Source organism: Alteromonas sp. MMG017, from assembly GCF_018100795.1.
Taxonomy (GTDB): Bacteria; Pseudomonadota; Gammaproteobacteria; order Enterobacterales; family Alteromonadaceae; genus Alteromonas.
On record NZ_JAGJDY010000002.1, the window covers coordinates 105447 to 131953 of the forward strand.

General features: G+C 43.8%; 21 protein-coding genes. 14 read left to right on the forward strand and 7 right to left on the reverse strand.

Going from position 1 to position 26507, the window contains the following annotated elements; translation table 11 throughout:
- Nucleotides 1–2 precede the first annotated feature (2 nt).
- From J8L84_RS02840 to J8L84_RS02870, 7 genes are all read left to right on the forward strand, one after another.
- Entirely contained in the window at nt 3–1238 is a 1236-nt protein-coding gene (locus tag J8L84_RS02840) for an alanine--glyoxylate aminotransferase family protein (RefSeq protein ID WP_211069373.1), read from the forward strand.
- The gene (locus tag J8L84_RS02845; protein ID WP_211069374.1) at nt 1231–2463 is read left to right on the forward strand and encodes an allantoate amidohydrolase; all 1233 of its coding nucleotides are present in this window, start codon (nt 1231–1233) and stop codon (nt 2461–2463) included. The genes J8L84_RS02840 and J8L84_RS02845 overlap by 8 nt, the downstream gene beginning before the upstream one ends.
- Nucleotides 2464–2552: 89 nt before the next feature.
- Nucleotides 2553–2918 (forward strand): AraC family ligand binding domain-containing protein, encoded by a 366-nt coding sequence (locus J8L84_RS02850; RefSeq protein WP_013784606.1) that lies wholly within the window; start codon nt 2553–2555, stop codon nt 2916–2918.
- A 225-nt stretch (nt 2919–3143) separates the two neighbouring features.
- Entirely contained in the window at nt 3144–4637 is a 1494-nt protein-coding gene (locus tag J8L84_RS02855) for an adenosine deaminase (protein WP_211069375.1), read from the forward strand.
- 2 nt (nt 4638–4639) lie between these two features.
- Nucleotides 4640–6019 (forward strand): nucleobase:cation symporter-2 family protein, encoded by a 1380-nt coding sequence (locus J8L84_RS02860; RefSeq protein ID WP_211069376.1) that lies wholly within the window; start codon nt 4640–4642, stop codon nt 6017–6019.
- A gap of 263 nt (nt 6020–6282) precedes the next feature.
- Nucleotides 6283–8712, forward strand: a complete 2430-nt coding sequence (locus J8L84_RS02865) for a TonB-dependent receptor plug domain-containing protein (RefSeq protein ID WP_211069377.1) — start codon at nt 6283–6285, stop codon at nt 8710–8712.
- Between the two features lie 96 nt (nt 8713–8808).
- Complete coding sequence (locus J8L84_RS02870) at nt 8809–9882, forward strand: purine nucleoside permease (RefSeq protein ID WP_211069378.1); 1074 nt, start codon at nt 8809–8811, stop codon at nt 9880–9882.
- Between the two features lie 47 nt (nt 9883–9929).
- Here the strand turns inward: J8L84_RS02870 and J8L84_RS02875 are convergent, their stop codons facing one another.
- The 3 genes from J8L84_RS02875 to J8L84_RS02885 all read right to left on the reverse strand — a co-directional run bounded on the left by J8L84_RS02875 (nt 9930) and on the right by J8L84_RS02885 (nt 15267).
- The gene (locus tag J8L84_RS02875) at nt 9930–11942 is read right to left on the reverse strand and encodes an ATP-binding protein (RefSeq protein WP_211069379.1); all 2013 of its coding nucleotides are present in this window, start codon (nt 11940–11942) and stop codon (nt 9930–9932) included.
- Nucleotides 11943–12086: 144 nt separating this feature from the next.
- Nucleotides 12087–12968: a diguanylate cyclase gene (locus J8L84_RS02880; RefSeq protein ID WP_348771800.1), complete on the reverse strand. Its 882-nt coding sequence runs from the start codon at nt 12966–12968 to the stop codon at nt 12087–12089.
- A gap of 193 nt (nt 12969–13161) precedes the next feature.
- On the reverse strand, nt 13162–15267 hold the full coding sequence (locus J8L84_RS02885) for an EAL domain-containing protein (protein ID WP_211069381.1): 2106 nt from the start codon (nt 15265–15267) through the stop codon (nt 13162–13164).
- 329 nt (nt 15268–15596) lie between these two features.
- Between J8L84_RS02885 and J8L84_RS02890 the strand changes: the two genes are divergently transcribed.
- On the forward strand, nt 15597–15947 hold the full coding sequence (locus J8L84_RS02890) for an Hpt domain-containing protein (protein WP_211069382.1): 351 nt from the start codon (nt 15597–15599) through the stop codon (nt 15945–15947).
- 40 nt (nt 15948–15987) lie between these two features.
- Here the strand turns inward: J8L84_RS02890 and J8L84_RS02895 are convergent, their stop codons facing one another.
- Nucleotides 15988–16992 carry an adenosine deaminase gene (locus J8L84_RS02895; protein WP_211069383.1) on the reverse strand — a complete coding sequence of 335 codons (1005 nt, stop codon included), beginning with the start codon at nt 16990–16992 and terminating at the stop codon, nt 15988–15990.
- 288 nt (nt 16993–17280) lie between these two features.
- Between J8L84_RS02895 and J8L84_RS02900 the strand changes: the two genes are divergently transcribed.
- Nucleotides 17281–18612: an NCS2 family permease gene (locus tag J8L84_RS02900; protein ID WP_211069384.1), complete on the forward strand. Its 1332-nt coding sequence runs from the start codon at nt 17281–17283 to the stop codon at nt 18610–18612.
- Between the two features lie 149 nt (nt 18613–18761).
- Here the strand turns inward: J8L84_RS02900 and J8L84_RS02905 are convergent, their stop codons facing one another.
- From J8L84_RS02905 to J8L84_RS02915, 3 genes are read right to left on the reverse strand one after another with little or no spacing between them, the layout of a single operon-like run.
- Complete coding sequence (locus J8L84_RS02905) at nt 18762–19019, reverse strand: DUF3862 domain-containing protein (protein ID WP_211069385.1); 258 nt, start codon at nt 19017–19019, stop codon at nt 18762–18764.
- Nucleotides 19020–19070: 51 nt separating this feature from the next.
- Entirely contained in the window at nt 19071–19997 is a 927-nt protein-coding gene (gene puuE, locus J8L84_RS02910; RefSeq protein ID WP_211069386.1) for an allantoinase PuuE, read from the reverse strand.
- Nucleotides 19987–20646 (reverse strand): TetR/AcrR family transcriptional regulator, encoded by a 660-nt coding sequence (locus J8L84_RS02915; RefSeq protein ID WP_211069387.1) that lies wholly within the window; start codon nt 20644–20646, stop codon nt 19987–19989. The genes puuE and J8L84_RS02915 overlap by 11 nt, the downstream gene beginning before the upstream one ends.
- Before the next feature lie 310 nt (nt 20647–20956).
- Here J8L84_RS02915 and xdhA point away from each other — a divergent pair, with 310 nt between their 5' ends.
- Genes xdhA through uraH form a run of 5 tightly spaced genes read left to right on the forward strand, consistent with a single transcriptional unit; the run spans nt 20957 to nt 26504 of the window.
- Nucleotides 20957–22420 (forward strand): xanthine dehydrogenase small subunit, encoded by a 1464-nt coding sequence (xdhA, locus tag J8L84_RS02920; protein WP_211069388.1) that lies wholly within the window; start codon nt 20957–20959, stop codon nt 22418–22420.
- Nucleotides 22413–24785: a xanthine dehydrogenase molybdopterin binding subunit gene (gene xdhB, locus J8L84_RS02925; RefSeq protein WP_211069389.1), complete on the forward strand. Its 2373-nt coding sequence runs from the start codon at nt 22413–22415 to the stop codon at nt 24783–24785. Before xdhA ends, xdhB begins: the two co-directional genes overlap by 8 nt.
- Nucleotides 24782–25669 (forward strand): xanthine dehydrogenase accessory protein XdhC, encoded by an 888-nt coding sequence (gene xdhC / locus J8L84_RS02930; protein ID WP_211069390.1) that lies wholly within the window; start codon nt 24782–24784, stop codon nt 25667–25669. Before xdhB ends, xdhC begins: the two co-directional genes overlap by 4 nt.
- Nucleotides 25666–26184, forward strand: coding sequence for a 2-oxo-4-hydroxy-4-carboxy-5-ureidoimidazoline decarboxylase (gene uraD / locus J8L84_RS02935; RefSeq protein WP_211069391.1), 519 nt, complete (start codon nt 25666–25668; stop codon nt 26182–26184). The genes xdhC and uraD overlap by 4 nt, the downstream gene beginning before the upstream one ends.
- Nucleotides 26184–26504, forward strand: a complete 321-nt coding sequence (gene uraH, locus J8L84_RS02940) for a hydroxyisourate hydrolase (protein ID WP_211069392.1) — start codon at nt 26184–26186, stop codon at nt 26502–26504. The genes uraD and uraH overlap by 1 nt, the downstream gene beginning before the upstream one ends.
- Nucleotides 26505–26507: the final 3 nt, after the last annotated feature.

The window sequence follows — 26507 nt, forward strand, 5'->3', positions numbered from 1 at the left end:
TTATGACTGGTTTTACTCCATTAACACCTCCACCGCGCCTTTTAATGGGCCCAGGCCCTATTAATTGCTATCCGCGTGTATTGTCTGCCATGTCTACACAACTGGTTGGCCAATACGACCCAGTAATGACAGGCTACATGAACGAAACCATGGCGCTGTACCGCACGTTATTTAATACCGAAAACCAGCAAACCATGCTGATTGACGGTACTTCTCGTGCAGGTATTGAAGCGGTTTTAGTGTCGGCTATCGAACCAGGTGATAAGGTACTTGTGCCTATCTTCGGGCGTTTTGGTCATCTATTGGCTGAAATTGCCGAGCGCGCCGATGCAGAAGTTCACACTATTGAAGTGCCGTGGGGTGAAGTATTTACACCTGAGCAAATTGAAGCAGCTATTAAGAAAGTTCAACCTAAGCTGTTAGCCATAGTACAAGGCGACACCTCAACCACTATGTTTCAACCGCTTGAAGACATTGGTGCGATTTGTGAAGCTAACGACGTATTGTTCTATTGTGATGCTACGGCATCGGTTGGTGGCAACCCGCTGGAAGTAGACAAATGGAAACTAGATGCTGTTTCAGTAGGCTTGCAGAAATGTTTAGGCGGCCCGTCAGGTAGTGCGCCCATTACCATGAGCCAAAAATTCGTTGATGTAGTGCGCACTCGCCACCACGTAGAAGCGGGTATTCGCGATGCGCACCATGAAAGTGCACGTGGCCCGAAAATTCGCTCTAACTATTTCGACCTTGGCATGATCATGGATTACTGGGGTGATGAACGCTTAAACCATCATACCGAAGCAGCGACCATGCTTTATTGCGCACGAGAATGCGCTATTTTGCATCTTGAAGAAGGCCAGCAAAATGTTATTGCACGCCATAAAGTGGCAGGTGATGCCATGTTAGCTGGTGTGCAAGCGCTAGGCCTTACGCCTTTTGGCGACCTTGCCAATAAAATGAGTAACGTAGTGGGCGTGGTTATACCTGATGGCGTGCACGGCGAACAAGTTCGCGAAGACTTATTACTGCGTTTCAACATTGAAATTGGTACTAGCTTTGGCCCCCTTAAAGGTAAAATTTGGCGTATAGGCACTATGGGGTATAACGCTCGCCAAGATGCCGTGTTGCACACCCTACAGTCGCTTGAAACCGTATTGCGTAAACAAGGTATGTCGTTACCGGCCGGTGCTGGCGTAGATGCCGCGCTTGCTGTGTACTCGGGAGCCATGAATGTCTGAGTTTTCTGATGCAGCCGCGCTAGTGATGGCGCGCTGCGAAGCGCTAGGTTCATTAAGCCAAAATCCCACCTGTTTAGACAGGCGCTATTTAACCGAACAACATAAGTTGGCGAATCAACTTACCTCTGGTTGGATGATAGAAGCTGGCATGACCACGTGGCAAGACAGCGTGGGTAACATTTGGGGTCGTTACACATCAGCTGTACCTAACGCCCCTCGTTTAATTATTGGTAGCCATCTAGACACCGTGCCCAACGGCGGAAAATACGATGGCATGCTAGGTGTGGTTGCACCTGTTACGCTAATGGCTATGTTCAGCGGCGAAAGACACCAATTCCCTTTCCATATCGATATTGTTGGGTTTTGTGACGAAGAAGGCACACGTTTTGGCACCACGTTATTAGGAAGCCGCGCGTTAACCGGAAAATGGCAAGACGAATGGCGTAGGCTAAAAGACGAAGATGGCATTTCTCTAGAAGATGCGATGAAAAACTTTGGGCTAGATTTTGATGCCATTAACAGTGCCGCAATTGCACAGACTGACTTGCTTGGCTATTTAGAATTGCATATCGAGCAAGGCCCAGTGTTAGAACAAGAAAACTTACCGGTAGGTGTGGTGAATGCTATTGCTGGTGCGAAACGCTTTTCGTTAACCGTAACCGGTATGGCAGGACATGCGGGTACTGTGCCCATGTCGATGCGCCACGACGCATTATGTGCCAGCGCCGAAATGATTTTGGCGGTAGAGTCTATTAGTCAGCAGCGCCCTGGTGTTGTGGCTACCGTAGGTAAAATTGAGAACGCCCCTAATGGTGTTAATGTGATTTCAGGTAGATGCCAGTTCTCTTTAGATATTCGAAGTGAAGAAGACCCGCTCAGAGAAGCCGCATTGGCAGAGATTTTGCAGAAAATCAACGACATTGCTGTACTACGCAATGTGGAATTAAAGATAGAGCAAACGCACAGTGCGCCAGCGGTACATTGTGATAGTGCGCTACAAAATACATTGCTTAAAGGTGTAACTGAAGCTGGGATCGTACCCAAAGTACTGGCCTCGGGTGCAGGGCATGATGCAATGGCAATGGCTGAAATATGCCCTGTTGCTATGCTATTCACACGCTGTAAAGGTGGTATTAGTCATCATCCGGCTGAGTCAATCACTACAGGCGATGTTGCCGCGAGCTTAGCGGTAATGCACCACAGTCTTCGCAAGTTAAAGTACTAAGACTCGCTTTAGTGCTTTGTTATGGGGCTTACGCTAACCCCCACCTTTAAGTGCAATTCGTTGAATGATAAGAAACAGGTGTAAGTAAGATGAAGATAGCAAGGATTTATAATGACGATGAAGGTAAGAGCCACTTTGGTGAAATCGATATTCCGCTAAAAGATGGCGGGCCTATTGGTCTATTGTCAGAAAAGTTTGGCGCCGATAAAATTATCTTTAGAGAAACTCCCGCAGACTATGACTTTAAATGGCATCCTGCGCCAGCACGCCAGCTTCTTTTTATCTTAAAAGGTCGTGCAGAATTTACGGTTTCTAACGGTGAGCGCCACGTATTTGGGTCTGGTGATGTTATTTTACTGGAAGACACTGAAGGTGAAGGGCACTGCTCAAAAGCCATGTATAACGAAGTGCGTCATTCTATCTTTGTTACGCTAGACGAAGGTGTTGAATTCTAATAGCTTTCATCGCCTTGCTGTTAATTTGAGCGCGTCATATTGGCGCGCTTTTCGTTTTAAGGCACCAACTTGGTGCGCGCCACATTTTAACCTTTATTCTTCCCGCATCTATTTTAACTAAAAATATCTGTTTATCATTGAGTTAACCTTCTTATTGAGCATGGACTAACTGGTCAGCTTCTTGCAAACCACCCGCATTATAATTTCAATACTGCTGTAGTACTCATGCGTTTGCGACTTACCTTTTTACCTTTCTATTTTGTTGTATTTATCTCTCTTTCCAGTTTTGCCTATAAAAGCGTTGCTGCATCAAGTGCGGTTGCCGATTCTTCCCCTTCTAATTCTAATTCTTCATTTTCTATGCCGTTGTGGTTTGAAGATTTCAAAAAAACCGCCTCGCCACGCCAGATGTATCAATTTTTACACGCCATGCCAAAAGGAGGTGATTTACATCACCACTTGTCGGGTTCAGGGTTTAGCGAATGGTGGTATGAACTCGGTTCAGATCCTACAAAAAATGGCGGTTATACCTATTACACCCAAGTGAACAATAGAAAGTGCAAGTCAGACAAACCCCAGTCAGATAATCAAAGTCCACTACGCTTTCACACCATCAGTGAAACCACATGGGTGACGCTTCCTGATTGTCTGCAACAAAACTATACCGAATTAGCGTTGCTTAACGAAGATCAGAAGCAAGATTTTATGGATAGTATTCGGCTGCATACGCCCTCAGAAGGGCGAGACGAATTTTTCTCTACACATTGGCAACGGCTAAATGAATTAACCGCCAACCCCATACTGGTTTCAAAAATATTGCTTCGCAATATGCAGGAATATCAAAAAGAAAACCTACAATATTTAGAGACGCAAGTGAATGTACGCTATGCGAAAAAACCCGACGGAAGCCCCTACTCTCCAGATGAAGCATTAGCAGTTTATACCGACATGCTTGCCAGCGAAGAAGCCCAAGCCACACAGGTTACGGTTCGCTTGCAGTATGCATTAGTGCGCTTTTTGCCCGACGCGGAAGCACAGCTGGAATGGATTTATGACTTTGTAGATAAGCATAGAGATATTTATGTCGGCATAAACTTGGTGGGAAGAGAAGATGATAAAAACGGGCAGCCCACGCGTTTTGCATCAACGCTGCGAAAGCTTCGTGCAAAGTACCCCAAAATTTTGTTGGCCTTTCATGCAGGCGAATCAGAAACCGCCGACTCGAACGTGCGCGACACCTTATTACTTGGTGCAGAGCGTATTGGGCACGGGTTAAATACCATTTTTGATCCAGATACTTTATTGCTAATGAGAAACAGCCATTACCTTATAGAAATTAATCTTATTTCAAATTTACTGTTAGATTATGTACCTAATTACGACAGCCACCCGTTTCCAGAATATCTACGTACCGGTATTCCTACCGCGTTATCTACTGATGATCGCGGAATGTTCGATTCCACTTTAACCGACGAATTTTATATCGCGGTAACCCAATTTAACTTGAGCTGGGAAGAACTGCTCAACCTCGGTATTAACAGCTTGCAGTACAGCTTTTTACAACCGGATGTTAAAGCACAGCAACTCGCTTTATATCATCAACGGGTGGCTGAATTTGAAAACCAAGTTGCGTCAGATACCGTGCCTACCCAAACCCCAACGTTTCGCGCATTCATCTGTACATTTGAAAGCCAACTGTGCAGCGGCGATAAGGACTGATCATGCAAGAACAACATCAAGATTTACTTTATGGTTTGCACGATAAACCCAATGCAGTGGCGTGCTTAACCGCCGCGTTTCAGCACATGCTAGCGAGTTTTATAGGGGTGATAACCCCAACGTTAATTATCTCTGCCACTTTAGGGCTTACAGAGCATACTGCTTACCTTATTTGTATGGCGCTTTTTGTCAGTGGCGTGGGTACCTTTATCCAGACTAAAAAATTCGGCCCTGTAGGCAGTGGCTTAGTGGCTATACAAGGGACCAGCTTTGCGTTTATTAGTGCGTTACTTTTAGCGGGTATGAAAGTAAAAAATGAGGGTGGAAGTAGCGAAGAAATATTGTCACTTCTATTTGGTCTTACGTTAGCGGGCGCGGTAGTTGAGGTGGTGTTTAGTTTATTCGTTACCCAGCTAAAGCGCATTATTACACCGCTGACTACCGGTATTGTGATTACCGCCATTGGCTTATCTCTGATTAACGTAGGAATGACGGATTTAGCCGGTGGATTTAACGCTGAATCTTTTGCAAGTTTAGACAATTTAGGTTTAGGGGTAAGCGTTTTACTCATTATTGTATTTTTAAATGCGTCGAATAATCATTGGGTACGGCTGTCGGCCATTTTTGTAGGAATGACGTTGGGCACTGCCTATGTGTGGATCACTAAAGGTTTAGACTTTTCTCACCTACATAACTTGCCTGCCATTGCCGTTCCACAGCCCTTTGCCTTTGGCATTAGCTTCGACATTACCTTGTTTTTACCCATTGCACTTATCTACTTATTTACCGCAATTGAAACCGCGGGCGATTTAACCGCGAATAGCCTGTTTTGCAAAGAGCCTGTGTCTGGCCCGCTTTACTTATCTCGTATTAAAGGCGGTATTTTGGGCGACGGACTTAATTCTATGATTGCTGGCGCCTTTAATACCTTTCCCAACACTACCTTTGGCCAAAACAACGGGGTTATTCAGCTTACCGGTATTGCGAGTAGAAAAGTGGGTTTCTTTGTGGCGGGCATGTTTGTTTTTGTTGGCCTATTCCCTGTGGTAGGCGGTGTGCTACAAGCTATCCCTAAGCCGGTGTTAGGAGGGGCAACCTTAGTGATGTTTGCCATGGTGGCTGTGGGTGGTTTAAAGCTACTTGCTAGCTACGCGTTAGATAGAAGAAGTAGCTTAATTACCGCCTGCGCATTAGGTATGAGTATTGGTGTAATGATGGTACCCAGTGCGCTATCTCAGCTTCCTACTTGGTTGGAAAACGTTTTACTCTCTCCTGTCACGTCTGCGGGGCTAACCGCTATTATTTTAGATCTTACTTTGCCCAGTGCACCGCAAAAAGCAACACAGAATATACCGAAAGCAGCAACAAATACGCACGGCTAAGTGTAAAGGGCAAATTTGGTGCAACATTCACGTTAACCATCACAATGCTGGTGCAGAGATCCACCAGCATTGTTTCATTTCACATTTTAATAACATTGACGCGTTTCCCTCTTTTGAAAAAGTTCAATTAAATCATAAATTTAAATTTATTTAATTTCCTGACCAACTGGACAAGAAGATGGCACTCATTGTGCTATTACCCAGACAGAAAAATAAAAAAGTATAAAAGGCCTTTTTAAAGGCTATTAAAAATAGAGGAAACCATGATTAACACTACATTCAAACTAAACCCATTCGCCCGTGCGCTGGCATTCGGTCTGACGTTGTCAGTGCCTTCAATTGCACTTGCACAAGACGCTGAATCTGCGCCGAAAGACGCTGACGTTGAAAAAATTGAAGTAACAGGGTCGCTGGGCAGTTTGCCTGGTCAAGATGTTGAATCAGTTTTTGGTTTTGGAAAATCAATTCTTGAAACGCCACGTTCTGCATCAACGATTTCTCAAGAACAAATGGAGCGTTTCAACGTTTCAGATATTGATGAACTAGTGGCATTTGCACCTGGTACATTTACCCAATCATTCTTTGGTGTTGCAGGTTCACTTGATGTACGTGGTACACCTGGTGAAACCTATTTTCGTGGCGTTAAACGCCTAGATAACCCAGGTAACTACCCAACGCCAATTGGTGCTTCAAGCCGAATTGATATTGTTCGTGGCCCAGCGTCTCCTATTTATGGCCCGTCTAAGATTGGTGGTTACTTAAACTTTAACCCTAAATCTGCTCGTGCTTCTTCTGGTCAGTATTTAGAGAAGCCTGAAGGTGCAATCTCTTATACTACGGGTTCGTGGGATAAGAGCGTGTTAACTGCAGAGGTTGGTGGTCCAGCACAGGTTGGCGACAAAACAGTAGGATATTACCTGTACGGTGAAGTAGAAAATTCAGATAGCTATTATGAAAATACGCAAACTGATCAAACCATTCTACAAGCCGCGTTCAACATCGATATTACTGATAACCTTCGTGTTGAATTTGGTGGTATGTACCACGATTACGACGGCAACCAAGTTGCTGGTTGGAACCGTTTAACACAAGACCTAATTGACGACGGCACTTATATTACCGGTACTGCTCAATCGCTTGATACTGACGGCGACGGTTCAATTAGTCATGAAGAGTATGGTGCAGTAAACATTGCGGGTAACAGCTTCTTCTACGTTCCTGGCGCTGCATTTACCGATGATGAAGCAACTGCCCTAATGGCACTTGAAAACGTTGGTACGACTACCCTAAACGGTAGCCAAGTATTGGTTGCACCAGACGACCAACTGGGCAACGAAGCGATTACCTTTTACTTCGACACTATTTACTACGCGGACAACTGGGAAGTTCGTAACCAGTTCTTCTACGATTCATACGATAATATCAACGAAAATGCGTATGGTTTCTCGCAGTTCCACGATAGCTGGGTAATTGAAGATAAAATTGTTTTCGCCACTGAATATGAAAACGATAGCTTGTTAGCGCAATTCCAGATTTCACCGTCAATTCGTTATACCGACTTTTTACACGGTGATGATTTTACCTACGAATACTTTAACCGTCGTGATTTGACCATGGCTTCTTCAGCATTAGACAGACGTTTACTGTCCACTCGCTCAGGCATGAACTACGACAACTACGATGAAGGTAACTACCTTGATTTAGGTATTGGTGCCATGACCGACCTTACCTGGGATTGGGGCTTGAACCTTGTTCTTGGTGTGCGTTATGACACTATTGATATCGAAACCACATCACGTCAGGACTTATTATTACCTGGTGCTCGCATTGAAGGCAATGAAGGTACGCCAGTTTCTGCTGAAGACACAGTAGGCGGTTGGTCGTGGAATACCAGTATTTCATATGAACTTCCGTTTGGTTTAATTCCTTACATCACAGCGGCTGAGCAAGCGACTATTGTTGCCGGTCAAGGTGCTGAAATTGGTGTTGGGCAATTAGAAGATGGTGCATTTGATACATCTGAATTGTTTGAATTTGGTATTAAAGGTTCATTACTAGACGACACCCTATACTTTGCACTTTCATCATTCGAGATGGAAAGAACTGACTTTAGCAGCCAAAACACCGTAACGAACAACACGACCAACAACAAAGGTACTGAGTTCGAGTTACGTTGGGTAGTGAACGAAAATCTTGTAATGTCTGCTGGCTACACCAACATCAAGGTTATTAACCTTACTGCACTTGAAAATGGTAACCAGTTTGGTTTCCTAGGCGCTGAAGACCTAACAAGCCTTACCGATCCATCGCTTGTATTTGGTGGTAACGTCATTGGTTTGAACTTAATTGGTGAAGGCTTTGCTAACACTGATGCACGTAAAGCGGGTATTCCTGAAAACGTGTACACAGTAACTGCAACTTACGACTTCCAAAACGGTTATGCGGCTAACGTGAGTGTAGTTGACGTTGAAGAAGTGGCATCAGGTTTCTCTGCATCGGTAATGCTTCCAGCATACACGCTAGTGAATGCTGGTGTGTCTTACCAAGCAGATGACTGGTCTGTTAACTTCACCGTTAAGAACTTAACGGATGAGCGTTATTTCCGTGCTAACTTCCCTGACTTATTCGGTAGCCAGGTTGTATTGCCTGAATTACCACGTCATTGGAGCGCGAAGTTCGCTTATAAGTTCTAAGCCACTGTAATATATGTGTTTGTAATACGTAAAGTTGTAAAGGTAAATCTACCCTCGTAGATTTACCTTTTTTTATACCTAAGAGGACAATTATTAATGCGCTATTTTGCTAATGCTATTCTCGCCCTTTCTTTTTTCGCTTCCGCTGGGCACTGCGCTGAAACCACTCCCCCTATCGAAATCAAAGCCGTTGTGGTTGCCATGTTTGAAATTGGTGAAGACGAAGGTGACAAACCCGGTGAATTCCAACTGTGGAAAAAAGGCCAAAATCTTTCAACCCGCTATGCCCTTCCCCATGCTCACCATGATATTTTTGTTAACGAAGAAACCGGTGTACTAGGTATTGTAACGGGCATGGGTATCGCTCGTGCCTCTGCCGCTATAATGGCGCTTGGGTTAGACCCAAGATTCGACTTAACGCATGCTTACTGGCTTGTAGCAGGTATTGCAGGCATGGATCCTGCCGATGGCACTATTGGCTCTGCTGTATGGACAGACTATGTGGTTGATGGCGACCTAGCCCATCAAATTGACGCACGTGAAATTCCAAGCGATTGGAAAACCGGCTATTTCCCGCTTTTCACTCATTCACCTTACGCTAATGCTGCGTCGGTAAACCCGGAACAAGCCCCTAACGGCGAAGTTTATATTTTAAATGCGAATTTAAGGGATTGGGCGTTTAATCTTACTAAAGATACGGCGTTACCTAATACTCCCGCTATGGATAAGTTACGTGCTACCTATACGGGGTATCCTAAAGCGCTTTCGGCACCCACAATTATGACTGGCTCTCATTTATCTGCTTCTACATTTTGGCATGGTGCTTTGCTAAATGATTGGGCGAACGACTGGGTGGGCTACTGGACACAAAGTAAAGGTAACTTTGTCACTTCAGGTATGGAAGATTCAGCAACCCTTCAAGCTCTCACCTATTTAGATAACGCTGAATTGGTTGATAAAGACCGCGTACTTATTCTACGTACTGCCAGTAACTTTACTATGCAGCCCAAAGGACTGACTGCTGCTAAAAACCTTGAATTAGAAAGTTCTGGGGAAGGCTACGCAGCGCTACAATCTGCCGTAGAAGCAGCTTACGCTGTAGGTTCGGTGGTTATTGAGGAAATTACGACAAATTGGGATACAGTGAAAACTGACATACCGGTTAAGTAATAGTAAGACAGTAGCGTTTAAACATCAGTGGCAGCGGTCTTTTGCTGTCACTGGTGCATTTCAAAAGACTTACTGAGCAACACTTTCTTAAGTTCTAGCGAGACATTACGTTGATCGACAGGTTTACACAAAAACGCTGACATGCCTGCTTCTCTACACGCTTTTCTGTCTTCTTCTGACGTATTGGCCGTAACTGCTACAATACTACCTTGGCTGTGCATTAACCCCTCTTCAAGAATGATTTTTGTGGCCGACACTCCATCGAGCACTGGCATGGCACAATCCATGAAAATAAGATCGTAGTCTTTCTCTCTGGCTTTTTGTATTGCCACTTCTCCATCTTCAGCTTCATCGGCAATGAAATTGTATTTTTCCAACATGGAGGCAAGCACGATGCGGTTAATATCGTTGTCATCCACCACCAGGATAGACAATGGTATAGTGAGTAAACTTGATGATAGGGCTTCGTCGTGTTCAAGCAGGCCTTGTTTAACATCAGTTAGGGTCACCGGAAGAACAATATCAAAACAAGTGCCTACATTCATTTCAGAACGAAGCTCTAGCTCGCCATCCATTTTCTCAACTAACTGCTTTACGATAGAAAGCCCTAAACCTGTTCCACTTCCTTTAATAGCCGATTGCTTTTGCCCTTGTACGAAAGGCGTGAATAACGAAGCTTTAGTTTCCTCATCCATTCCTTTACCAGTGTCTTCTATGGAAATAAGCAAGTTAGGCACTTTGAATGCTTCTCTTAGCGTCAACTGTATGGAGATGTGCCCCCGTGAAGTAAATTTAATGGCGTTATGGATTAATTTGGAGATGATTTGCCCTATCCTGTTGGCATCACCATTTATGTAACTATTTTCGGGGAATGACAGAGCCGCGTATAAACGAAGCCCTTTTTCTTTGCACAAGGGTTTAAATACATCAGTCAACTCTTCTGCCATTGCCCGCACGCAGAAGTCATTTTTCTTCAGTACAAGCTCACCATTGGAAATTTCAGTATAGTCTAAAACATCATCGATAAGCAGCAATAAGCGATCAGCACTCTTAAGCGCTAAATCAGTTTTTCGCTCACGAATATTTACGCGCTGCTCAAACTTTATTGCCTGCAGCATGCCTGTAATACCATTAAGCGGTGTTCTCAATTCATGACTGATACGAGATAACAAGTGGCCTCTTTCTTTGAATGCCATTTCAGCATCTTTCTGCCTTGCTTCTACTTCCAAGCGAAGTTTTACCGACTTATCAACATTTTGAAATGTACCGAAAAGGCGAACACAATGGCCATCAAACATTTCAACCATGCCATGATTTTCTACCCAGACAGAGTTTCCTTTTGCGGTTACTAACTGCAAAGTAGCACTCCATGGCTCACCCGTTTCTATCGCATGATTAACTAGGCGTATTATTTCATCACGGTGGGGCCCCTCTTTATAAAACTCTATGGCAGAGCTAAGCGCTGGCACATAGTTTTGAGGGACTTCGTGAATTACGCGGGTCTGAGATGACCAAAAAAGGGCGTTTTCAACAATATCAACTTCCCACACGCCTATGTTGGCCACTGACTGCAGTTTTTCGAACAACTCAGCATGCTTTATAGAATTATCGTCAGCACCACGTTCTTTTTGTAAAACGCTTTCTAACCAGTTATCAAGAAGAGACAACTTTCCTTTATCGTAAGAAGATTCTATATCTTCCACACTGTTTACCAGTATTAACACAACATGATAGTTACCAACACGGTGAACTCGGCCAATAATAAAGTCTTTTGCCAATAAGTTTTGCTTCGCCCACAGCTTAACCTCAGCGCAGCTTTCTAACTGACTGGAAGGAAGAGAAGCTATATCAACAGGAAAAGGGGGCAATAGTAATTGATGGGGAGCTAGAGAGGCATCGGCTTTGGCAATAACATCGATATGTTCACAAGTAACATGCAACAGTAAGCCTTGCTGCATGGATAATATGTCGCAACCAGACCTTAGTACTTTTTCAAAGTTAAGTACCGTTGAAGAAACGGAAATAGGGTACTTTTCTTTACTATCGAATTGTTGAGACATAGCAAACCGCCATTAAAATCAAGAAGCCCTCTAAGGGAGAGAGGAGCTACTACAGTTATTACACTGCTCCATTACGGCAATAATAGTGGTTCTTGCAAATAAAAAAAATTAAACAATAGGCTATTATTCTAAGGGAGAAGCGGTTTACCCTATGGCGCGATTACGCCCTGACTCTTTGGCTTCAAAGAGAAAAATATCAGCAGACTCGATAAGTGAAGATACGCCGGTGTCCTGTAACTCAACGGCAGATCTGACAGCATAGCCCGCGCTAAGGCTTAGCATTCCACCTTTACCGGCATAATGCGTAATACATTCACTTCTTATTGCAGCCACAATGTCTTCTGCAATTTTCTTAACGCCATTCAAATCGGTATAAGGTAATACCAACATAAATTCTTCACCACCAAATCGAATGGCAGCATCTTTAGGGCGTCGAGCATGCTCAGCAATAAGCCCTGACACTTGTTGAAGGCAGATATCACCTTGAAGGTGGCCATAGTTATCGTTGTAGAGTTTAAAAAAGTCGATATCCATCATGATGACACCTACGGTGCCATGATCGCGCGCAACTTGCTTTACTAATAATGGAATTTCATTGCTCAAGTACATTCGGTTGTATAAACCTGTTAACTGATCGTGAAAGGTCATTTTTTTAAGTAGTTCTGTGCGTAACTTACCTTGTAAGTGGTTTTTTATGCGATGCACAAGTGTAGAGGCGGTAACTGGTTTTAAAACAAAATCTGAAGCCCCCACTTCCCAACACATATTTTCAGTTTCAACATCAATAGTAGAAGTAACAAAAACAACCGGTATGTGAGCGGTATCAGCACTGTCTTTTAAAGTTCGACAAACCGTAAGCCCATCAATATCGGGCATGTTCATGTCTAACAGAATGAGATCGGGCTTATGCGCAACACATTGGCTAATTGCCTCTTCGCCGCTTGCAGCAGAAATACATGTAACGAAAGGCTCGAGTATTGAGGTTAAAAGCATCCTGCTAATAGGCTCATCATCGACTACGAGCACTTTGCATGCCGCGTATGGTTTAAGTTCTAACTGCATAAATTAACAAAACTGTTTTAAGCTCGGGAGGAAAATTGCAATTGATGTCATACTACAGCAACATTCGCTAAATATTAACTCAAAAAAATAAAACTTATATCTTTTCAGAAACTTAACAACTTAATTTTTTAAGTTGTTAAGTTATTATAGCATATCACTACGTCATTAATGACGTCTGGCTCAAAAATCGTGCGGTGAATTCATCCTCTGATAAAGGTTTACACATGTAGTAACCTTGGCCATATTCACAGCCTAACTGCCTCAGCGAGTGAAACTGCAATTCGGTTTCAAGCCCCTCTGCCACCAAAATCATGTTTAGACAATTGGCAAGGCGAACAATAGCGGTAACAATATCGAGCGCCTGGGGTTCGTGATCCATATCTTTTACAAAAGAGCGGTCAATTTTAAGTACGTTTAAAGGAAACTGACGTAAGTAAGATAAACTTGAATAGCCAGTGCCAAAGTCATCTAGTGCAAGTGAAAGCCCCAATGAGGAAAGCGCGAGTAACATTTTTCGCGTTTGGTCAAAATCGTCCATTAATGCAGATTCGGTTACCTCTAACTCTAACAGCCTTGGGTCGATGCCGGTCGAAATAATCACTTCCTCAACTTCTTTAGCAAAGCAAGGGTTCGCTATTTGCTGGGCAGATACATTAACTGCAATCACGAGCGGTTTATTTGCTTCAACACACTTAGCAATAAACTCACAGCTTTTTACCAAAACTTGCTTACCTAGCCGATGAATTAACCCCGTTTCTTCAGACAATGGAATAAATTCATCCGGTGGGATTATATTGCCGTCTTCGTCAATGAGTCTCACAAGGCTTTCTGCGCCAACAACTTTGTTTAAATTCAAATCGTATTTAGGTTGGAAAAATACCGCCAAGCCGTTGCTATCAAGCGCGCTACGAAGCTTTACTTCGGTCTCAACCCGCTTGCGCATGGCCAATTGGAGATCTTTTGAGAAGAAGCTGAATTTATCTTTACCTGTGGCTTTTGCGCGATACATAGCGGTGTCTGAGTGACGCATCATTTCTTCTGCACTAGAAGCATCTTGTGGATACAAGCTAATGCCAATACTCAAACTTAGTTGGTGATGCCGACCATTAATATGAATGGGTTCTCTTGCACTTTGCAAGCAACTCATTGCCACCCCGTCGGCACTTAAACCACTACCTACAGTCAATAAACATGCAAACTCATCACCGCCCACCCTTGCCAGTATTGCTGACGTACCACATGCTTGTTGAAGGCGTTTCGATATAGATAATATAATAGAGTCGCCGACTTTGTGTCCCAGCGCATCGTTTAAATATTTAAAATTATCAATGTCTATAAGTAACAAAGCGACACTATACTGCGCTTTGTCGGTGCGATTAATAGACTGAACAATTCTGTCATGCAATAGCACGCGATTAGGTAAGCCTGTAAGTTGATCGTGGTTAGTGACATGGGTCATTTGAACGGCCATTGCCACCGATTCAGACACGTCTTGAAACACTACAACGGCCCCTCTAACATTGCCTTGCGTATCTAAAATGGGAGATGCCGTATCTTCTACCCTGCACTCTTTACCTTGCTTGCTCACTAACTTTACGTTAAACGCCATTGCAACAGGTCGCTTAACCTTCATGGTGTATAACGCTGGGTTAATCATTGCCGTATTAGTTGTGGCGTCTCGCAACTCCATGATGTCATCAACCATTCGCCCGCACGCTTCAAATTCGTTAAAGCCCGTTAAGCGCTGAGCAACCGGGTTTATAAACGTCACAATACCTTCTGCATCTGTGGCGATAACGCCATCAGCGATAGCATTAAGCGTAATGTTTAGTTGCTCTTTTTCCTCAAGAATTCTTTCGTTATAAATGGCTAGCTGTGACTTTTGACGTTGAATTAAAAGATGGTTTTTAACTCGCATTCGACAAATTTCGATATCGATAGGCTTCGCAATAAAATCGATAGCGCCCAATGCGAGTGCCTTTCGCTCATTATCGCTGTCGGTAAACGATGTAACAAAAAGAATGGGGATTTCTCGTAAACCTAAATCCGCCTTCACCGCTCTGCAGATGTCGAAACCTGAACGCTTGGGCATACTGATATCAAGAATAATTAAGTCGGGTTTGTGTATTTCGATAAGGTGAAGGGCTTCTACACTGTCACTGGTACTAATTACGTTCGCTAAGCTACCTACCGCTGATTCTAAGATGACGACATTGACGGGTTCATCATCAACAATAAGCACTTTCTGTGCACGCATATCCATAGCTGTCGTTTTTCCTATTAACTTTTCTTAAAACCCTTTTCTATTACAAGTATCGACCACGCCATCTTTTTCGTTATTAGCCTTTAGTATATATTCGACCGAGCTTATGTAACTAAAATTGTATTGGCAGTATTGATGAAACGGGTTATCAGCCAAACAAAAGTTCATTAGGTTCAACCTTTGCATTAAAGTAAAACTTAAATCTGATTTTAGTATAAAATGTTTAAACGTATTGCAAATATGTTCACAATTAAATTTTTTTAATATAAGGTTTCTTTAAGAAGTTAGTTACTGACATTTTTAATCGGCTCAACAGGCAAAAGCAACTTATGAACTTAGACACTGCGTCGCTTTGGCAACATGAACAGGCGCTACAACGCTTAGCGGGAAACCACACGCTATTGAAACGCGTTGTTGAAATGTTTATTGATCAAATCGATGAAAAATATTTAGCGCTTACTACTGCACTTTCAAATAAAGAGCGAGAAGAAGTTCGCTTTATTAGCCACGCTATTAAAGGTGTATCAGGTGATGTGGGTGCCGAACTGTTGCGTCACAAAGCCTCATCTATTGAAATATTATCAGCATCGGATAATTGGGAAGAAATTGAAGTACAGGTTAATGCATTAGCAGAAGTGATTGATGCTACTAAATCTGAAATGGTTGCCGCCCACGCATAAATGCTATAACAAGCTAAGATACAATGAGCGGCATACCATCTTAGCTTGTTAAAGCATGTATGTGAGCAATGTGTTGTTGCTTAATGTCATCCGGTAAAAAACTCGCCTCGAAACTATTAATAGCCAGTTGCTTCACGTGTGCGTCTGTCACAGGTAGCGCATCACACAAGGCTGTATAATTATCATTTAAAAACCCACCAAAATACGTTGGGTCGTCTGAATTCACAGTAACCATTAAGCCCTTGTCGAGTAACGATAATATATTGTGTTTGGCTAGGTCATCTACCACGCACAACTTTAGATTGCTTAATGGGCATACAGTAAGAGGTATTTGGTTAGCGTTAATGTAAGCCATCAACTTCTCGTCTTCCTGACACCTTACGCCATGATCAATCCTATCAACGTTAAGTAAATCTAGTGCTTCCCAAATATATTCTGGCGGCCCCTCTTCACCTGCATGAGCGACTATTTTAAACCCAAGCGCTCGCGCTTCTCGAAAAACCCGTTCAAATTTAGACGGAGGATGACCTAGTTCAGAACTGTCTAAACCAACCGCATCTATTACACTGTAATAAGGCTTGGCAGCTTCAAGTGTGGCAAAGGCGTCGCTTTCTGGTAAATGCCTTAAGAAAGACATGATCAAATAACTAGAAATACCATACTGCTTTTGTGCATCTTTCATAGCCCGCAAAAAACCGGGCATGAATACATCAAATCCTATACCTCTTGCGGTATGGGTTTGTGGGTCAAACATGATTTCGGTGTGAACCACATTGTCTTCATGACATCGGGTGAAATACGCCCACATTAACGCGTAAAAATCATCTTCATCAATGAGCACGCCCGCACCGGCATAATATATATCAAGGAAGCTTTGCAAGTTAGTAAATTGATAGGCGGCAGCTATCTCTTCAATGCTTTTATATGGCAACGTGATACTATGTTTACTTGCCAGGTGCCACATAAGCTCAGGTGTTAGGCTGCCTTCTATATGTAAGTGCAGTTCAGCCTTCGGGAGTTTTTGAATTATTGTTGATAGCGACATGGCCCCTCACAGTTAGAAGCGCACCATTTTGATGCATTTTGATCTTAATTGGTGCGCAACTTCTTTTCTAGCGTTGATTTAGTCAGGCGTTGTTATAACGCTTCCGATGTGAAATACACGGTTTTTAAAACCTTTATTAGTTAGTTTCACTGGCGTACCACTGACTTTGCGTATTCTGGCTATGATTACCGTAGCACAAAACGCACCAACAAACTGACTAAGTGGTCAAGTTTTTGCTTCATGCAACATCAAATAATGATAAATGACTCAACGCATAGAGAAATCTACATGTCCAATAACGTATTAGAGCGCCTGTTTAAGCTTCAGGCGCATGGAACCACAATAAAAACAGAAGTGGTAGCGGGGCTAACTACTTTCGCCGCCATGTCATATATCTTAGTGGTAAACCCAGGGATCCTTGGTTTAAGTGGCATGCCTATCGAAGGGTTAATCACGGTAACCGCACTAGCTGCCTGTTTAGGTACGTTATTGATGGCGTTTATGACTAACTATCCCATTGCGCTTGCGCCTGGTATGGGGTTGAACGCCTTTTTTGCTTTTACTATTTGTTTGTCGAGAGAAATTCCTTGGGAAGCCGCACTCGGGATAGTATTTTGGAACGGTATTTTATTTTTGCTTCTTTCCCTAACTGGGGTTAGGACAAAAGTAGCCGAATCTATTCCCCCTGCCCTGAAAATTGGTGTGCAATGCGGCATAGGATTATTCATTGCCTTTATCGGCCTGAAGAATGCTGGGCTAATTGTTGATAACCCAGCTACTTTCGTGAGCCTTGGTGATTTATCTAACCCTGCGGTGATGCTGGCTTTACTAGGCATCATTTTTACCATTGTAATGGTAGTAAAAAAGGTGACGGGCGGTATTCTTATTTCTATCGTATTGCTTACCGTAATTGGTGCGTTTGTGCCCACAGAAAACGGTATGTTAACCGCAACCCCTGAAGCCATTATTGGCTTACCAGAACCTATATCAAACACCTTTATGGCAATGGACTTTTGGTACCCTATAGATCATATCGCTGAAACATGGGATCTAATATTTGCCCTTATGTTCGTGAATATGTTCGACACCATCGGCACCTTAATTGGCGTTTCTCGCCGTGCGAACTTGCTAGATGAAAATGGAAAGCTTCCTAAAATTGGCCCTGCTATGACTGCAGATGCTTCTGCCAGTGTGGTGGGTGCGTTTATTGGTACATCACCGGTCACCAGCTATGTAGAGTCTGCTACTGGGGCATCAGCCGGTGGTAGAACAGGGTTAACTGCGGTAGTGGTTGCACTGTGTTTTGTTTTAGCATTATTCCTTACGCCTTTAATGAAAGTCATTCCTTTAATGGCTACTACTCCTGCACTTATCATGGTGGGGATTCTCATGATGGAAGCCATTCGCCAAATAGATTTCGACGATTTAGGTGCTCTTGCTACCGCAACAGTTGCGCTAATAGCCATGCCCCTCACATTTAGTATTAGTGAAGGTATTGCACTTGGCTTTATTACCTATGTGGGTATTAAGATGGGTACAGGGAAATTCAGAGAAGTGAGCGGGTTAACCTACGCACTGGCGGGTGTGTTTATACTGCGCTATATATTTGACCTAAAATAGTAAACACAGCCCTATGCTTAACATATAAAAAAACGGTGAAGATAATCTTCACCGTTTTTTTATGCTTAACCTAAACTCATTGACCTATCTAGACCATCTAAATTATCTACACTGCTTAGGCGGCTATACGTAGATTGAACTTTCTAATCCTACTCTAAACCATCGTAGCTAAAGGTAACCGCTTTATCGCCCATAAAGACTATCTTTACGTGCTTCGCTTCTTCGTTACCCCAAACGCACGACACTGCGCCCATAGTTTTTGCGCAATTATCTGCAGCCCCTATCACTGATGACACTTCATCTTGTGACATACCCATTTTTAGTTTGTCGTAGTTTTCTTTATTTAGCTTCGAACAGCCCGTTAACACGAGTGCTGTTAATAAACATAAGGCAATTTTTGCTTTCATTTTTATATCTCCAGTTTATATAGCGTAGCTTACTTCTTATAGCTTTACACTTTACTGAGATTTTTCAACCATTGGATGTTCGGCTAACCAATGTCGAGCAATGTCTTCACGGGTAGCAAGCCACACTTTATCGTGAGATTTCACATATTCGATGAAACGTTTCAACGCCGCCATTCTTGCCGGACGCCCTAAAATACGGCAATGCATGCCTATTGATAACATTTTAGGTGCTTCGCTGCCCTCTTCGTACAACACATCAAAGGCGTCTTTTAAATACTGGAAGAACTGCTCGCCACTATTGAAACCTTGTGGTGCAGCAAAGCGCATATCATTGGTGTCTAGGGTGTAGGGCACCATTAATAGGGGTTTACTGTAATGGTTATCAAAATAGGGTAAATCATCGGCATAAGAATCGGCACAGTAGAGAATGTCTTCGCGCTCAGCAATAAGTTTGAGCGTATTAGGACTGGTTCGCCCTGTATACCAGCCAACGGGTTTCTTGCCGGTGAGTTGCTCATGCAAATTAATAGCGTCATCGATTTCTTTGCGTTCAGTGTCTTCATCCATGTCTTGATAATGAACCCACCGCATAGCATGACTCGCTATTTCCCATTTAGCATCTAACATAGCCTGCACCGCATCGGGGTGACGCTGCATGGCCATAGTGACGCCAAAAACCGTTACGGGAATATTGTAGCTGGTAAGCAACCTATGAAGTCGCCAAAACCCTGCTCGACTGCCGTATTCGTAAATAGATTCCATACTAAGGTGTCTATCATTGAATGCTTGAGCACCGATGATTTCAGACAAAAACGTTTCTGAGTGCTCATCGCCATGAAGCACGCAGTTTTCGCCGCCTTCTTCATAATTTAATACAAACTGGAGGGCAATTTTAGCGCCGTTCGGCCAGTTTGCTTTAGGTACATCAGCCCCGTAACCGATAAGATCGCGAGGGTAAGCGTGGGAGTTATTCGACATCAACATTCTCAATATAACGACTTGGCACAGGCAGATTGCAGCCACCTAGCACTAATTGAATTAACTGGCGTGTGGCCGTTTCAAAATCTGCTTTAATCATTTTACGACCACGAAGACGGGTAATTTGGGCAGAGAAATCGGCATAATGCTGGGTGCTGGCCCAAATGGTATAAAGTAAGTATTCGCCATCAAGCTGGGGGAGTTTACCGACTTCAATCCACTGATCGATAAGTGCTAAGCGCCCTTCCATCCATTTGGCATGTTCTTCATCAAAATAACCGGTTAAGTTCTGCGCACCGTTAATAATTTCCATCGCAAATATTTTAGAAGCTTGGGGATGGGTGCGAGATACTTCCATTTTTTCTGTGATGTATGCCGCTAACACTTCAGCGGGATCGTCTTCTACAGTGGCTCTGTCGAAATGGGAGTTCCATAAAGACAGTGTTTCTTCTAACACTGCCACATACAATTCTTGCTTCGTTTTAAAATAATAAAGCACATTGGTTTTTGGCAGGTTCGCTTCATCGGCAATTTTTTGAACCGCCGTACCTTTGAAGCCGAACTGGGCGAAACATTTTTCAGCTGCTTGCAGTATGTTTCTTTTGTTTGTGGCGCCGACACCTGCGTCCGTGTCTCTTAATTTGGTCATCGTTATTATTTTATCCTTTACTACACATCTGGCATCCGTTTGTATTACGTTATCACGGTTTTAGCGCAAAACAGAAAACGTAAACACTGTACCGTTACCTCAACTGAACATTGTGTTCTCTATATTCAACCTTGCATGATTCTTGCCTGTATTACATCAACAAGTATGCAGCTTTGCTTACCAGATCAGGGGCTATTCTCAAAGGAAGCCTTTTTTTTAAAGCAATTTTTTGACCAAATGGTCTACTTTTCTTTCAAGAATACCGCTATATTAATGGATATATCAATGAAAATAGTTATGAGGTGCGGGTATGATTCGCTTTCTTATTAATCAACAACTCGTTGAGCTGGACGATACCCGGGCTGAGCTAACGTTACTCCAATTCTTACGCGAGCACAGAAAACTTACGGGTACAAAAGAAGGGTGCGCCGCTGGCGATTGCGGTGCATGTACCGTTGTTATTGCAGAGCCAACGCCACAGTTTAATGCGTTACATTACCGTACGGTAAACAGTTGTATTACCTTAATGTCTGCTGTGCACGGAAAGCAACTCATTGCGGTAGAACATTTAGCTCAAGACAATACATTACACCCGGTACAACAAGCACTTATCGACTTTCATGGGTCACAGTGCGGCTTTTGCACGCCAGGGTTTATTATGTCTATGTTCGCTTTATATCATCAAGAAGGTACGCCCAATCGCGATGATGTTTTGCATGCACTATCGGGCAACCTTTGCCGCTGTACCGGCTATCGTCCGATTATTGATGCTGCACTATCCGTGTGTGGAAACACACCTGATGACACATTTGCGCGTAATGAAGCCGATACCTTGAGCGCGTTAAAGCAACTCACCAGTACGCCTGTAATTGGTACTAATAATTTGCTTGTGCCAGATTCCCGCACTGCATTAGCTGATGCCATCGCACAGCACCCAGATGCACTCTTAGTGGCAGGCAGTACCGATTTAAGCTTGATGTTTACTCAACAACTTAAAGATGTGAGCACGTTAATCAGTTTAAGCGGCGTAAAATCTTTAAAGGGATGCACTGTAAACGAACATTCGATCACCTTTGGTGCAGCCACACCACTAAGTGATTTAACACAGCCGTTATTAGCGCACTTTCCTCAGTTGGCAGAGTTGATTACCCGCTTTGCTTCATTGCCTATTCGCAACCAAGCCACCCTAGGCGGCAATGTTGCTAACGCTTCACCAATAGGTGATATGCCGCCGGTATTGCTTGCCTTGAACGCGGTATTGCATATTGATAATGGAACAGACACTCGCGCTGTACCTGTGAATTCGTTTTTTACTGGCTATCGCCAAACGGCGCTACAAAAAGGCGAATGGCTATCTGCCATTGAAATTCCTTACCTAACGGCCAATGAATTAGTGGCCGCGTACAAAATTTCAAAACGCATGGAAGATGATATTTCTGCCGTGTGTGCCGTGTTCAAGGTAACCTTGAATGACGGCAAAGTGGAAGATGTTAGCACTGGGTTTGGCGGTGTTGCCGCAACCCCTGCTAGCTGCGATGCATTAAATAGCGCACTAAATGGCAAACAGTGGGCTAGTAGCGAGTGCTTAAGTATTGGTAAGCAGATTTTGAGCGAAGCTTTCTCCCCTATTGATGATGTGCGCGCGAGCGCAGAATATCGTAAAACGGTACTGGCTAATTTGTGGCATCGGTTTTGGCTAGAGCATCAAAACGCTAGCCAAACTGGCGGTCACACAAGTAACAAAATTGAAACTCGGGTGGTGCAACATGCGTAAACTCATCGATAGCGCAAAAGATTCAGCCTCAACACAGGTTGTTCATACCTCGGTAAAGCATGAAAGCGCAGCTAGGCAGGTTCAAGGAAATGCGAAATACATTGACGATTTAGTAGAACCGCAAGGCATTCTGTATGCTGCTATTGGCACCAGCCAGTGCGCGGCCGGAATTATTGAGTCTATGGATTTGTCTGCCGTACGTGCAAGTGAAGGTGTGGTTGATGTTATTACCATCGATGACGTACCAGGTCATAAAGACATTGGGCCGGTTTTTGAAGGCGATCCTTTGCTGGCCAATGGTGAAATTAAATTCTACGGTCAGCCGTATTTTGCCGTACTTGCTACCTCAGTACATTTAGCCCGTAAAGCGGCATTAAAAGGTACTGTTCAGGTTATTCCTACAGCCCCTGTGTTTACCACCGATGAAGCACACAAGCACGAACGCTTTGTACGCCCTACTCATCGCTTTGGCCAAGGTGACGCTGATACCCAACTTGCAAGCGCGCCGTTAAGCTGCAAAGGTCACCTTTCGATTGGCGGTCAAGAGCATATGTATCTTGAAGGGCAAGTCTCACTGGCTATCCCTGATGAAGATGGCCGTATGAAGGTGTATACCTCTAGTCAGCATCCTAGTGAAGTACAAAAGCTTGTAGCTGAAGTGCTTGATATTAAATTGCATCATGTGATGGTAGATATGCGTCGCATGGGCGGCGGCTTTGGGGGAAAAGAAACCCAAGCAGCCCAATGGGCTTGTCTAGCGTCTTTATTAGCTTCTCGCAATCAATGCGCAGTGAAATGCCGTTTACCCCGAAGTACAGATATGCACGTGACGGGCAAGCGTCATCCTTTCGATAATAGCTTTGAAGTTGGCTTTAACCAAAACGGTAAAATTGTCGCCACAAAAGTGGATATTAACGGCAATTGTGGGCATTCCCCTGACTTGTCAGATGCCATTGTCGATAGAGCCATGTTTCATGCCGATAACGGTTACTTTTTAGGTGCAAGCAATATTGTAGGTCATCGCCTGCAAACTAACATAGTATCGCACACGGCTTACCGTGGATTTGGCGGCCCGCAAGGGATGATTATGGCTGAGGCCATGATGGATGCCATGGCTCGTAAATTACAGGTAGATCCGCTAACCGTACGTAAACAAAACTTATACGGGCCGGAAACTGGCACTACTACCCCATACGGAATGAAAGTAGAGCACAACTTACTGCCTGAAATGATAGCGAAACTTGAAAAAGACGCTAATTATTGGGCACGTAGAGACGAGATTACCGAATTCAACCGCAACAGCCCTGTGATTAAAAAAGGGCTAGCCCTTACCCCTGTTAAGTTTGGTATTTCTTTTACCGCAAAGCATTTAAACCAAGCAGGCGCACTAGTACATATTTATACCGACGGTAGCATTCAAGTAAACCATGGAGGCACAGAAATGGGCCAAGGTTTGCACACCAAAATTGCACAAATTGCGGCAAATGAATTTGGTGTGTCAATGGACATGATAGAGGTGACTGCCACCCGTACCGATAAAGTACCCAACACATCGCCGACGGCGGCTTCAAGCGGCACAGATATGAACGGTAAAGCCGTGCAAAACGCTTGCATCACGTTAAAGCAACGTTTAGCACTGTGCTTTGCAACCGAGCTAGGCATGCCAGAGCAAGCTGAAAAGGTACAGTTTATAGCAGGTAACCTGGTGTTAGGTGAGCATCAAAAAGCCTTTAGCGATTTAGTTCAAGTGGCCTACTTTGATCGGGTTTCTTTATCCGCTAATGGATTCTATAAAACGCCGAAACTGCATTACAATCGTGAAACTGGCGATGGCCGCCCGTTTTTCTATTTCTCTTATGGCGTGTCGGTAAGTGAAGTCTCTGTCGACACCTTAAGTGGTGAGTATTGCGTTGATAAAGTCGATGTACTTCACGATGTAGGTAACAGCTTAAACCCCGCCATTGATATTGGCCAAATAGAAGGTGCCTTTATTCAAGGCATGGGTTGGCTTACAACTGAAGAACTAGTATGGAATGATGATGGTCGTTTAACCAGTGAAAACATGGCGACCTATAAAATTCCTGCCATTGGCGATACACCTAAGCATTTCGATGTGAAACTTTTTGGCAGAGATAACGCTGAAGACAGTATTTACCATTCAAAAGCCGTAGGTGAACCTCCCTTTATGCTAGCGATTTCGGTATGGTGCGCATTGAAAGACGCCATTTCAAGTATTTCTGGTTACACCCAAGATCCACAATTAGATACCCCCGCCACGCCAGAGCGGGTGCTTAACGCCGTAATACAAACGCAACAAGCAGCGCATTTTCAACCGGATCAGAACACAAAACAGGCACCGCAATGAAGGCGAGCACCTGGTATGAGGCGGTAGCTCAGTGTCAGCAAGACGGTGCGCCCTATGTTATCGTGACGGTCATTAGCATTGCTGGCTCTACTCCCCGTGAAGCTGGCAGCAAAATGGTGGTTACCGATGCACAAAGCATTGATACCATTGGCGGCGGGCATCTTGAGTTCGACGCCATTAAAACAGCTCGGGGAATGCTAAGTTCTGGCGCTAATGCTGGTGCTAGTGGTGGTCGCAGTGAAAACCATGCCTATAATAATGCCAACACCGAAATACGTTCTTACCCTCTTAGCAGTAAGCTAGGTCAGTGCTGTGGCGGTGCAGTCAAAGTGTTGTTTGAAGTATGCAATCGACATGCACAGCACATTGCTATTTTTGGCGCGGGACATGTGGCAAAAGCACTAGTGCCTATTCTAGCTCAACTTCCAGTACGCATTTCGTGGATTGATAATCGAGAAGACTTGTTTAGTGACCCATTGCCAGCAAACGTCAAAAAAGTCGTAGAAGAAGCGCCTGAAACCGAAGTGCGTGGCCTTGAAGAAAATACGTGGTTAATTATTCTGACTCACGATCATCAACTCGATTACCGCATTACCGAGCAAGCCTTGAAATACCCTGCGTTGCCCTTTGTGGGGCTGATTGGTTCACAAACTAAAGCCAAGCGTTTTATTACGAAATTAGAACATCGTGGTTTTAATGAAAGTGATTTAGCGCGCTTAGCAACCCCTATTGGCGATACTTCAATACCCGGCAAGCGCCCTATTGAAGTAGCGGTGTCTATTGCCTCACAAATTATTCAGCGCTTACATGCTAGTGAGAACAATGATCAAAACACTGCCATTACTAACGCCGCGACATCCATGAATAAGGAACATAATGTATGACCTTAAACGAACTTAATACCTTATCGGCCAGCGCTGCTACCGATTGGTTTCAACAAACCTGCGCAGCACAGTCGTGGATTTACAGTATGGTAAACGGTCGCCCTTTTGGTACCGTTAACGATGTGAAAGAATTTGCAAAAACTGCATGGTCAAAATGCGGTAAAGACGATTTTTTAGAAGCCTTTACCGCTCATCCTATGATTGGCGATGTAGATTCGTTACGTAAAAAGTTTGCCAATACAAAAACTATTGCTAGTGGCGAACAATCAGGCACGGCCAGTGCATCAGAAGCTACATTGCTTACGTTAAAAGAAGCAAACCAAGCTTACCTGGAAAAGCATGGTTTTATTTTCATCATTTGTGCCACTGGGCTGTCGGCTGACGCCATGCTTAGTGCCTTGCAAGCACGATTACCCAATAGCACCGATGAAGAGATTCGTAACGCCGCCCAAGAACAAATTAAAATTACCTTGTTGCGCATAGACAAAGCGTTAACTGCCAAGGATGAACATTAATGAATACTTTATCTAGTCATGTATTAGACACTACATCGGGCAAACCTGTTGAAGGCATTGCGCTTACCCTTACCTTGCCTAACGGTGAAGTGCTTACCGGTAAAACCGATAACGATGGACGCTTCAACCAATGGGGCCAAAAATTTGAAGCCGGCGTGTATACCTTACGCTTTCATAGCCATGACTACTTAATTGCTACGCATGGAAAAAGCTTTTACCCCCATATTGATATTGCGTTTGAACTTGAAAGTAACGGCGGTCATTATCATGTGCCTTTGCTTATCTCTCCTTTTGGCTTCAGCAGTTACAGAGGCAGCTAATTA